The following is a 10603-nucleotide window of genomic DNA, read 5'->3' as shown; positions in this document are numbered from 1 at the left end:
TTAATCCTCCTCATATACTGCTGTCACTTCTAATGATTGTGTATCCCCTACTGTCATAGATGCTGAGGATGGAGATACCTCAACACCTACGAGTTCAGGATCATTAGGGTGTATCGTTATCTCCGTTGCCGCCAGTTCCGTTAAAGCGTGGCTTGCCTGATACCTTCCAAGTAAACGCAACCTTCACAGCATCTTCAAGTTCGTTGGTAAACTCCATGCCTTGTACAAACGCCTCAAACTCAAAATAAGCACCGTCCGGCCACTCCAACCGATAGATTTGGTTTCCTCGGCTGTCGAAGTCCTCTAGTGCTTGCATATGGCTTGGTTGTTGGCGTAGGAAAAACGCTTCTGCATCCACACTCCCGCCGTCTTTTAACCCTCCGATATACTCCTTGTATCCATCTGGCTGTCGTGTCCGGTCACTTCGATTTCATCCTTTTCAAGAGACGGACCTCCGATATCATCAAGGCGTGCAATATCTTCAAAATCACTCTCACTTCCACCTAGATCACGACGCTTCAATTTCGTGCCGTAGGCGGCTTGCGCTCTTACTTCTTCTAGTGCTCCATTGCTATCTGGCATTTCATTCACTCCTCGTATAAAAAGTTAAATCAATTGATTTTTGGTAAATTCCAGTGTCTTGATCATGCATATCTGGGGCGATTCCGGACACAAAAACAGCCTTAATTTGACCGTTTGGTTCGCGGTATCCGTTTAAGGCTTCATTGATCTTATTCAGTTGCTCTGTTGCGACTCCGTATCCTTTACTAAACACCGTCACTTGTACAGTTTGATTAGCGAGTCGGACACTGCCTTGATGAGAGTAACGCTTGCTCCCTGTGATTACTTGGTACGTAACTCTAAAGTCCGTAGGCGATAGGTCGCCCGATGGAAATACCAACGCATACGCTGGCTGTCCTGTCACCTCTTGTAATATCTGCTGTAACTTGCGAATCATGAGGATGATCTGATGATGTCGTTAATGGATGAGTTAAAAACTGCAAGCACTCGTGACCGTGATGATTCAAGCGCAGGGCGTAGATACGGCTGTGCTGACTGATTGTACTGTCTTCCTAGGCTATCCGTGCCGATAAAACCAAACTCAATACGTGCGGCATATGGGACCTCGCTGAACGGACCCACAAGCGCATCTCCGTTCTGCACCTTGTGCGTGATCGATCTTTGAAGGGTATGGCTCTTTACCGGTACGCGGTTTTTAGCTTCGTTTTCAACTTCTAACGCGGCGGCAGATAGTGCGGCATCCATTGCACCGTCAACGCTTTGTTCTAAACGATCTAGTTTGCGTATCGCTTCATCGAGCCCCTTGATCTCCATGCTAAACATATCCTTCGCCATCAGATCTCCCTCCCCTCTGCTCGTATGCGTGTCTGAGAGCGCTGTGAGTCTTGTTCGCTCAATAGGATGGCGTATTTACCATCGTCCTCTACGTCAGCAAACCATCCCGCCTGTATGTCATATAGACCGGGTATGGTGATCATGTGCGTGTGCAATCCGTATGAGGTACTGCCGTTCCGCACCTCATCACCACCCGCAGGAGCGACATTGCATTCAAGACCCTCGAAGATCACTTCTTCTCCTTTTATCGGTTGCCCCCACTCATCCACGCTGTCGCCATCCGGATTAATGATCGTCACAATCTGAGGGTAAAGATCCGGCAACATTGCATACATCCTCGGATCAATGATTGGTGGTCTACGCATGGTGTCTCGCATCCCTCATACGCTTCTCACGCGCTCCAAAAACGTCATGAACCATCTCAGCAACCGCAAAGCCCGCTTCATCGTCTGACTCCTGCCGTAACTGTCGTGCGGCGTTACGTAGGTCTGCCGCTACTTGTGGACCGTTGGTGCTCGTGTCCAGTGTGCGAATGACTTTGAGTATGAGCGTTTGGCTGTTAGCGATGGTTTCAAGCGCTCGGGCGGCGGCTAGTTTTACATCACCTTCGAGATCTAAAAAAGCACGAATGTCTGTGTCATCAAACATTGCGTGCTCCTCGTTTGTGTCGGCGCAGAGTAGGCGCACCATGCCTAGATCGTCCTTAGGATTGTAGGTAAACGACATTAGTCATCACCGCCATCGTCAATGAGTTCGAGTAATGCGTCTCGTTGCTCTAAGGTAAACTGATTTTCTGCGTCTTGGCCATCTGCGCCATCTTGACCCGGTGGTCCTTGTTCGCCGTCTGACCCATTAGCACCGTCAGAACCCGCAGGACCTTGAATATTCGCAACCTGATTCCATGTTCCGTTTTCATTGGCGTATACGTCGCCGTTAGAGGTGTTTAAATACATATCTCCGGGTTGGCCTAGACTTCCATCAGGTTCACCTACTCCATCATGCCATCGCATACCGCCACCACCTCCTCCGGTTGACCCTCCGACTACTTCAACTTGGTATACTCCTTTAGTTGGCATTACATCCCTCCATGCTCATTAACAAGGGATTTCGTTGCATCTTTAGGCACTTCTGTTTGTGGCTCTTTTAGGCTTCTATGAAAGGTTTGATTAATGCTTGTATTGCCCCCTCGTTTCTCGCCTTGCTTTCTGATGGTTTGCAATTCCTTGTTCATGCCTTTTAGCTGATTATCGATACTTTGCAACACTTTTAAATGCGGATCTTTCGACATTCCTTTACACCTCCAAATAAAAAAGAGAGGTCATCTGACCCCTCTTACTTTTTAGCTTTCCCGGTTGTAGCAACACCTGACGTTCCCGCAGTGCCGCCAGAGCTATCAGACCCGACAACAAATAGGCGGTCAAGCTGAGTCCCACCGAATACATGACGGATTTTGTACGTGATGCTGTCCGTGGCAAAGTCACCTTGCATATAACCGACGTCACCACCACCGGCACGCTGAGCGTTTGGTGTTTTAACAAAGATTTCCGGCTCCTCATGCCCTCTTAGACGACCAAATTCAAGCGCTCCACGTCCTTCATTGGGATCAGCGAATAAGAACCACGGTGACGCTGAACCGCCTGTGACAATCGGAATAAAGCGATTGACCACAATTTGCAGTTGATTCATGTAGTTACTTGAAATAATGGTGCTATCGCCTTGTTGCATACGGATTTCAGTAGCGTTAACGAGCTGACGAGCGATAATCTCCAATTCTGGCGGCACGACAAGATACGTCGGGCTGTTAAGGATCGGCATATCGCTATGTGGATCGCGTTGATTACTCATCTGCAAGTACGCTTTAAGCAAACCGTCCATATTGAGGACTGGATTACCCTCTACAATATTCCCGTTTGACGAATTAAAGAAATTGGTATTTAAGCCATTTGCACCTACATACAAGCGAGTGACAAAGTTCTCCTCAGATCGAGATGCACCACGTCCGAGACGTTGTGGCATATCTGCAAAAGCGTCCAAGTCGTCATTGATAAATGTCTCCCACGAGAACGGCAATACCTTACCGTACTTGTGAACACGGTAGCTGTATGCTCCCTCATCCACGCTATCAGCAGGATACTCGGCTTGCTCCTCAACTTGATCTAGCAATCCATCCGCACCATCGACATATTTACGCTGCACGGGGCGGAAATCCCTCACGGTGGTTGTGCGCGTATACATCTGAAACGTTGACGGTGCTGAACGATACCCTGCCAATAACAGACGGTCCATAACATCACCAAACAGGATCGGGAAATCACTAGTCGTCATCGCCTCCTGTAGTTTGTAGGATGGTAGCTTTCCAGACAGCACACCGCCAAGCACACCCGCTGCCTCTGCAAATTTCTTTTGACGCTCTGGGCTTTGCTTGGCGTGATCTGCAACCTTTTTAATAGATTGCTGACTTGTCTCTGTAAATTGCTTATCCGCTTGTGTTGCGTCTACCTCTGCGCTTACGTCTTTTACTGCGTTGATAAGTGCTGTTTTGCTCATATTAGTAACCCACCTTCACATTGATAGTATCGCCTTCATTTGCTGATTGGAGAGCGTAGCCAAATCGGACGTTTGCGCTCGAATTATCGCCGCTTGTTTCTGCGTCCGTGGTTAAATCACCATCAGCTAAATATAAAATGTCGCCAACCTCTGTGGATGACGACACTTCCAAGTCATATACACCTTTAAAATCTACTGTCGCTTCTCCATTTTGTTCATCTGTTAATGCTACGCCCGGTAGCTGACCGATCACCACTGCGTCACCGGATGCTGTGCCGGACGGTACGGGTACGGTGAGTTGATATCCGTCAATAAATACCTTGTTTTTAGCCATGATTAAACTCTCCCTTGTGCGGCAATTTTTGCGTCATATTCGTTTAAACCCATCTGCCTAAAACTCTCTACAAGATCATCTTGTGATACTTCTTCTTGTTGAGTAGCAGACTCACCCATATTAATGCTGTGAGTTGTGCCAAGAGACTCAATGTATTTATGCTCAGCTTCAACACGAGCTTTAATGTCCTGCTCAGCCTTTTCAAAGTCTACTGCACCTTCTTTGAGTGGCACGCTATTCTTAAAAGATTCTTTGATGCGCGTAACCGCCACATCCGGCAGAGATTTCTCAACTGCGTGCTTATCAACGAGCTTTTCAATGTCTACTAGACCTTGCGCCTCCAACAATTCCTTGTTTTTCTTCGTGAGATCGTCAATGAGTGTATCCTTTTTGCTGACACTCTCTTTGAGTTCCTTCTGCGCCTCGTCCACTAGCTCTTTTCGGTTCTCTTTCAATCCATTGAGCGTAATTTCATTCCATTTCAAATCATCGTCCTCCTTTTGTTTTTTGCTCTCTCGCAACGACTCCATCATTTGCACGACCTCACCGCCACGACCGGGCAACGTTACAAAGTCCACGCTGATCACCTTATCAATGGACTCAATCACCGTACCCTCTCGACCATCAGCCACATCATGACTAGCCGTGCCAGTAGCGCGGTGTGATACGCCGATGTGCTGTCCAATCTCCTGCACAAGCTCCTTATAATCGCCAAATAACTTAGCCTCAGCGTAGATTCCGGGTCCAGACCGCCCGTTTTCCTCGTATCGACCATCTGATGCGAGAACACCTGCAAAGTCTCGTAATGATCGCTCCGGTCGCTCCCACTCCTCAGAATCCGTAGGATGATCCCAATACATCTGAGTACCCTCTCGGTACATGCCTGCGTAGTTGCGTAGCACATCCTCACTGTAATAACCGGACGAACCCCAACCGGGGCTAATCACCTTGATCGTAGCTACGCCGTCTGATCGAACGCTAGCCTCATTGAGATTGACTTGCTCGACAACCTCCGTCTTTTTCGGTTTGTCATCAGTCGATGTTGCCGACTCGCTGAATAGCTTTTTAAAATAGTTCTTCATCGTTTCACCTCGCCCTCCTCCTTAACTTCGTGCATCTGCAACCTGGGAACCTCAAAGGTCCATAATCGCCACTTGTAAATGGATTGTCATACGGTATCCATCCATCATCTTGATTTTCCCAACACTCCTCAGATACACGATCATCCTCAGATGTAAGCCATGCTTTTTCGAGTTGTATCCCCCACGACTGGATATTGTCGCTCGCTATATCTGCGCCGTGCTCAAACGCCTGCCCTAACTCCGTAATTGCCACAAGCTCAGCACGGTCACGCACGTGCTTGTCCTCTTGGCATCGCAAAGTCATAGAACCGATTGCGTATATCCCTCGCTATCGCCTGGTAGCTCTTACGTTCCTCCATACCCTGCTGCAAGGTGCGTCGGATGGTATTTCTAGTCGTGTCATCCACTCTCCTGACCAACTGCGCCCCGCGCTCGGTGATATAGTTAATCGGTCGCTCAGAGTCCACAAAGAATGATCTCTGCGGCGCAAACTCAGCAATGATACGTTTGCCGCCTCATCAAGTGCAATGCGAATACCTCGTTTCACAGCTTCTTGCATTGCCTCGTCCGTTGCCATTTCTGCGGCATTCATAGCCAATCGATTAATGTCGTCCGAATCAGACTCCTTAAAACGACGAAAAACGCTCTCGGCGAGAACGTCGATGCGGTGACGGTGCTCATGTAACACATCGAGATAAACATCCCTCTGATGCATGAACACTTTGGACATATCACGCTGTAGCTCTTTCTCAGTGGTGTGCAAGATACGCCATTTCTGATTAACATCAACCGACTCAGCCAGTTTTATGATTGCCTTGCTGATCGACATAGCGCGCTGCCTCCTTTAACTGAGATATTGATTCCGCAACCATATTGTTACTTACAGCTAGTGGGTCATCTCCATCCTCCTCACCCCCTTCGCGTTTAGGGAACTCCCATGTCTCCCCATCTGGGAACCACTCATCGAGCATTTGATCAATGTTCTCTTCGCCGAGCTCTCTTAGTAGCATTTCGCTCACCTTACGCATCGGTATGGTATTACCTCCCGTAAAGCCATTGAGGGTAGTCGCCGCCACAATTCCACTGATCATTTCGCGTGTATCGTGCTCGAGTAGGTTCGGGAACTGACCGTTATCTTCGCTTCTGTGTTTCCGTATCGTTTCCAAATGACGTAACGATAAATGTCTTGAAACACGTTCTTCCATAGTTCTTGGCGATTGAGAAACTGCAACTCCATCGGTCGTTCCATCGCCTTGGCTGTGGCAAGGTTTCCCGTACTCGGATCGCCAACCAAGTAATGATAAAAGATACCCGTTGCCGCACTGACCATGTGTACCATGTGCTGACCGTCTGAGGCGCTTGTCGTTGCCCCTGCTGTCCGCATAGGCTCAATGTCTGTTCCCTCGCTACCGATGAATGAGCTTGCTGTGAGTGGCGGTGCTCCATTGCCTTGTGGTCCTTGTTTCATTGCTTGCTGAGCATTGGCAACGCCCTTTTTACCGCCTTTAGTGGCAACCTTCCAAGCGTAACGACTGTGAGCCTTTACAATAGTCGCCCAATTTTCAAGAAATTCCTTATATGCTCGCGCCCAATCCAAGGCGCTGTACACCTCCGACACGCCACGCTTCATGTCAGATAGGTGATTGACCGACACATGATAGATAACTGCGTCCTGCCTTACATCGTGCTCGCCTATCCGCTTATGATTAGCTGCTCGATCACCTTCGACAACCCAATCCCTAAAATAAGTGACCTCATGTTTTGTCTCATACTGGCCAGTCGTAAAGTTCATTCGCTGAACGTCACGCTCTCGCTTATAAAACAAAGGTCGCTTACTGTCCTCGGGGTCCATGATGATGTCGGTAATCTCGTCAGCAGGGATAGAGCGTACAATCACTTGCTTAGTCGTCGGCAAGGTAACAAGCACAAAAAAGAGCTCCCCGAATAGCTGGAGCTCGTTCTCTTTTTGAGTCATAGATTGATGGGATGTAAGTTCACGCTTGTTTTCTACATTGTCTTTAAAGTCATCCATTGTCTGCTTCTCATTCGCGTGTTTTTCCTCGTCAACGACAGAGAAATCAACACCTTTACCAAACACGTAATTGCTTTGAGTGAGCACCGCACGTCGGATAAGAGGGTTTTTGAGGAACATCACCCTAGACAGGTTGCGGATTGTCATTAATCCCTGCTGACTAAACTCTTGTGAACTCTCCATCGTTAGCTTCTGCCAACCTTGATCTTCAAGTGCCAGTTCGAGAGTACCGATTTTTTCGGTCAAATACTGAAACTGATTGTCCATCCCCCGAGCGTATTCTTTAAGCTCCTTGTGGTTCATCTGATTAAATCCCTTTGCCATGATACACCTCCTGATTAGTATGGAGAAATAGCTTCTGCGTCTTCATAATCATCATGCTCCTGCCTCCCCTGCCCTTGCATCACCATCTCCTCAATGCGAGCTTGTACCACTGCTGCATAACTCGCCACATCCACTTGGTCATCGTTCTTAGCATTAGGAAAGCCTAGCAACTCTTTCTCAAACAACTCCACAAACTCAGCTGAGTATGGATGATACACGCTGCCCGCCTCGTACATGGCGGCAATAGGCAATGACCGCGTTACCTTGTCTTTGTCTGGCTTAAGCTCCACCACGGGCAATCCTGTACGCTGTAGCGTTTGAAATAAGGTAAGCCCCATGTTGGCAGGCTCGACACCTTGCAGGATTGGCTGCCATCGGTAGTAGGCGTCTCTGAAGAGTTGCGGCTGATCTGGACCCTCTAGTCGATCACGGTATATATTAAGCAACAACAACTCGTGATGAGGCGTGAGCGCCCATGTGCCCATCACAAAGTAGTCTGCTGTGCTCTTGGTGCTGCCGGCAGGGTCGCACGTTTGAAACACATAACACTCATGGCTGTTGAATCTTTTCTTTTTCCCGTCCTTTTGTTCTAGCGTGTAAATGCCATTTTCTTTAGTGAAATACCTAAAATTATGCCTTTTAAACAAGTTTCCGTCTGCGGCGGATGGGCGTTGCTGATGCATGGCGTTCCACTCATACGATCCCACTGTAGCCTTGATTTTAATGAGCTCTTTGAGTGGGTACTTATCCGGCCATAGCGCCTCGCCATCACTGCGTGGGTCTTGTGGATGCATCGGCTCCTCTGCCATTGCGGGTAGGTTAAGCACCGTCCACCGATCGGCTTTCGAGTCCTTCTTTTGCTTGTCTAGGAGTCGCCCTGCTAGGTCATCCTCATGCCACCTCGTTAGCGTAATGAGTATCTTACCGCCTTTTTCGAGCCTTGTATAAAACGTCGATACATACCAATCCCAGATAGCCTCACGGATGGTTGGCGACTCCGCATCCTTACGGTTTTTGATCGGATCATCAATAATCCCGTAGGTCATCCCCATACCCGTGATTGCACCGCCGACACCCGAGCTCTTATACACACCGCCATACCCGACAATCTCAAAAATGTCTGAGTTCCGTAGATAGCTCCCTGTAGCGATTGTGCGGACGTTGGAGTTATTAAGCCCTACACTCGGAAATAGCTCATGATACGTCTCAGAGTCGATAATGCGTTGCACGTCACGGTTCATTCGGCTCGCTAAATCCGAGCCATACGATGCCGATATGATTTGAGCGTGAGGATCGTTGCCATAAATAAAAGCCGGTAGCCTGCGTGACACAAGCTCCGACTTCCCATAACGTGGCGGCATAAACACCATAAGGCGATTGAGGTCGCCGAATACAAAATCATCCAAATATGAGGCTAGGAGGTTATGATGCCAACTCGCTTGATAGCCGGGAAAGGTATGTTGCGTAAACGGCATGAGGTTACGGCGTGAGAGCTCTTTGCTTGCCTCTCTAGCGATCATCCTCCTCTTTTCCTCCGTCATAGTTAGCAAGGCGCTTCAACTCCTCTGTACTTAGGCCAGACATGTCTATGTTGCGTTTGTCATACCGCCACTATGCTGAATGTCCTGCTTGTCTCGCCACTTCTCAGGCTGTCGATTTTTTAGCCAGAATATCTGTGCGGTTGTATCTGGACTAACCTGTTTGACTACTCGCTTTTCTAGAATTTCTTTCGTCTTAGGAATGGACATAATGAACCGATCACGCTCACCCTGTGTGGAGTTCGGATTGTTCTTTTTCCATATATCTAATTCAATTTCTACCCTAAGATCATGTTCCTCTTGATTGGCTTCAATAGATACATAGGTTTCCTCACTGTATTCATAGCCGAGCGCGCGCTTGAACAAAGCATCTTCGACTGCATAATCAGCTTCTTGCTTCCCTCTTTTTAAGGCATCCGATAATTCCACATATTCGTTTTTATACTTTGCGAAAGAGGACATCGCAACGCCTAGACGCTTTCTTATTTCGTCCTCAGTAAGCCCATCCCTACACCAGTGCTCTATACTCTTCAAATGGGGAGCGACGTGTGTATAGTATTTGTTTTTTCTTCCTGCCATTACATATCAACTCCCTCCTAGTCATTTGACGTTATGCATGCATTAAAAAAGCACCCGAATGGGGCGCTCCAAACTAATATTTGCTTAAAACTCCTGTAATTACTGATTTATATTCTTCCTTGAACCCATTCTGTATTGTATCGGCGAGCGAATCTAATCTAATGAATTGGTCATCTACAAAGTTAATTATCAAACTATATTCACCGTTTTCGCTCGCGAACTCTGTGTTTATAATCTTGTCCACTTTCCGCTTAATAATTTTATAATCGTACTCATTTCGCGGAAGTTGTAGTTCTATAATCTGTTCATCCGTAAATAAGAAAATTGTGAAACTATTTTTATTCTGATCAAACATGTCTTTGGGATAAATGTAATTAACGTCTTCTGCCTTAAAATTTAATAGATGCATAGCATCGACAATGCGATTTCTTCCTCCTGTAAGAAAGTCAGAAGCTTTATCTTTTATTATCAAATCTTCATAAGTTAATTCATCCACTCCGTACAATATAATACCCCCTATAATTTGGTTTATCTACATTTTCGACAAAGGGGCCTATATTCCTGCATCATGAACCCAATTGCAACCAAGTTGGCGCATTTTATCTTCGTTTTCTAATGAAAAATATTCGATCTCCTAATGCTTTACAACTTAGAACTGTATCCGAATGTTCATTTAGCCAATTGTATGTGTGATTTGATATAATTAAAATTCCCTCAGAGTTATTGTAAAGTTTATAGTTAAATAAGAGAAAAAGCGGGTTTAAATACGTCAAATTATTCTTAACATATATGAAACCCATTAACAAAAATA

The 10603-nt window shown here is 47.0% G+C and carries 18 protein-coding genes; all 18 read right to left on the bottom strand.

Translation table 11 applies throughout. From position 1 onward, the window contains the following. Positions 1 to 103: 103 nt before the first annotated feature. Positions 104 to 358, bottom strand: a complete 255-nt coding sequence (locus JCM19039_RS09090; protein ID WP_042426229.1) for a hypothetical protein — start codon at positions 356 to 358, stop codon at positions 104 to 106. Between the two features lie 14 nt (positions 359 to 372). Next, a complete protein-coding gene (locus JCM19039_RS09085) occupies positions 373 to 582 on the bottom strand; it encodes a hypothetical protein (protein ID WP_042426227.1) in 210 nt (69 codons plus the stop codon). A gap of 1 nt (position 583) precedes the next feature. Continuing rightward, a complete protein-coding gene (locus tag JCM19039_RS09080) occupies positions 584 to 958 on the bottom strand; it encodes a hypothetical protein (RefSeq protein WP_042426224.1) in 375 nt (124 codons plus the stop codon). Continuing rightward, complete coding sequence (locus JCM19039_RS09075) at positions 955 to 1356, bottom strand: HK97-gp10 family putative phage morphogenesis protein (protein ID WP_042426221.1); 402 nt, start codon at positions 1354 to 1356, stop codon at positions 955 to 957. The genes JCM19039_RS09080 and JCM19039_RS09075 overlap by 4 nt, the downstream gene beginning before the upstream one ends. Further along, a complete protein-coding gene (locus JCM19039_RS09070) occupies positions 1356 to 1721 on the bottom strand; it encodes a hypothetical protein (RefSeq protein WP_152550150.1) in 366 nt (121 codons plus the stop codon). Before JCM19039_RS09070 ends, JCM19039_RS09075 begins: the two co-directional genes overlap by 1 nt. After that, complete coding sequence (locus JCM19039_RS09065) at positions 1714 to 2004, bottom strand: hypothetical protein (RefSeq protein WP_152550149.1); 291 nt, start codon at positions 2002 to 2004, stop codon at positions 1714 to 1716. Before JCM19039_RS09065 ends, JCM19039_RS09070 begins: the two co-directional genes overlap by 8 nt. Positions 2005 to 2081: 77 nt before the next feature. Further along, positions 2082 to 2432, bottom strand: coding sequence for a hypothetical protein (locus JCM19039_RS09060; RefSeq protein ID WP_042426214.1), 351 nt, complete (start codon positions 2430 to 2432; stop codon positions 2082 to 2084). Next, on the bottom strand, positions 2432 to 2644 hold the full coding sequence (locus tag JCM19039_RS09055) for a hypothetical protein (RefSeq protein WP_042426212.1): 213 nt from the start codon (positions 2642 to 2644) through the stop codon (positions 2432 to 2434). Before JCM19039_RS09055 ends, JCM19039_RS09060 begins: the two co-directional genes overlap by 1 nt. Positions 2645 to 2688: 44 nt before the next feature. Further along, a complete protein-coding gene (locus JCM19039_RS09050; protein ID WP_042426209.1) occupies positions 2689 to 3903 on the bottom strand; it encodes a hypothetical protein in 1215 nt (404 codons plus the stop codon). Position 3904: 1 nt separating this feature from the next. Beyond that, positions 3905 to 4237 (bottom strand): DUF2190 family protein, encoded by a 333-nt coding sequence (locus JCM19039_RS09045; protein WP_042426206.1) that lies wholly within the window; start codon positions 4235 to 4237, stop codon positions 3905 to 3907. A gap of 2 nt (positions 4238 to 4239) precedes the next feature. Then, entirely contained in the window at positions 4240 to 5319 is a 1080-nt protein-coding gene (locus JCM19039_RS09040; protein WP_042426202.1) for a hypothetical protein, read from the bottom strand. Between the two features lie 4 nt (positions 5320 to 5323). Next, complete coding sequence (locus JCM19039_RS09035) at positions 5324 to 5623, bottom strand: phage minor head protein (RefSeq protein ID WP_081834426.1); 300 nt, start codon at positions 5621 to 5623, stop codon at positions 5324 to 5326. 24 nt (positions 5624 to 5647) lie between these two features. Then, entirely contained in the window at positions 5648 to 6148 is a 501-nt protein-coding gene (locus JCM19039_RS09030) for a hypothetical protein (protein WP_042426196.1), read from the bottom strand. Further along, entirely contained in the window at positions 6114 to 6347 is a 234-nt protein-coding gene (locus JCM19039_RS09025) for a hypothetical protein (RefSeq protein ID WP_152550148.1), read from the bottom strand. Before JCM19039_RS09025 ends, JCM19039_RS09030 begins: the two co-directional genes overlap by 35 nt. Before the next feature lie 59 nt (positions 6348 to 6406). Further along, a complete protein-coding gene (locus tag JCM19039_RS09020) occupies positions 6407 to 7675 on the bottom strand; it encodes a phage portal protein (RefSeq protein ID WP_042426190.1) in 1269 nt (422 codons plus the stop codon). Between the two features lie 14 nt (positions 7676 to 7689). Further along, positions 7690 to 9195 carry a terminase large subunit domain-containing protein gene (locus JCM19039_RS09015; protein ID WP_193744189.1) on the bottom strand — a complete coding sequence of 502 codons (1506 nt, stop codon included), beginning with the start codon at positions 9193 to 9195 and terminating at the stop codon, positions 7690 to 7692. A gap of 66 nt (positions 9196 to 9261) precedes the next feature. Then, positions 9262 to 9792 carry a hypothetical protein gene (locus tag JCM19039_RS09010; RefSeq protein WP_042426187.1) on the bottom strand — a complete coding sequence of 177 codons (531 nt, stop codon included), beginning with the start codon at positions 9790 to 9792 and terminating at the stop codon, positions 9262 to 9264. A 73-nt stretch (positions 9793 to 9865) separates the two neighbouring features. Beyond that, the gene (locus tag JCM19039_RS09005) at positions 9866 to 10288 is read right to left on the bottom strand and encodes a DUF3908 family protein (protein WP_238544991.1); all 423 of its coding nucleotides are present in this window, start codon (positions 10286 to 10288) and stop codon (positions 9866 to 9868) included. Positions 10289 to 10603 lie beyond the last annotated feature (315 nt).

This window comes from Geomicrobium sp. JCM 19039, assembly GCF_000698145.1.
In the GTDB taxonomy this organism is placed as follows: domain Bacteria; phylum Bacillota; class Bacilli; order Bacillales; family Marinococcaceae; genus Geomicrobium_A.
The sequence above is the reverse complement of the archived record's forward strand: the minus strand, read 5'-3'. Positions and strand labels throughout refer to the sequence as shown.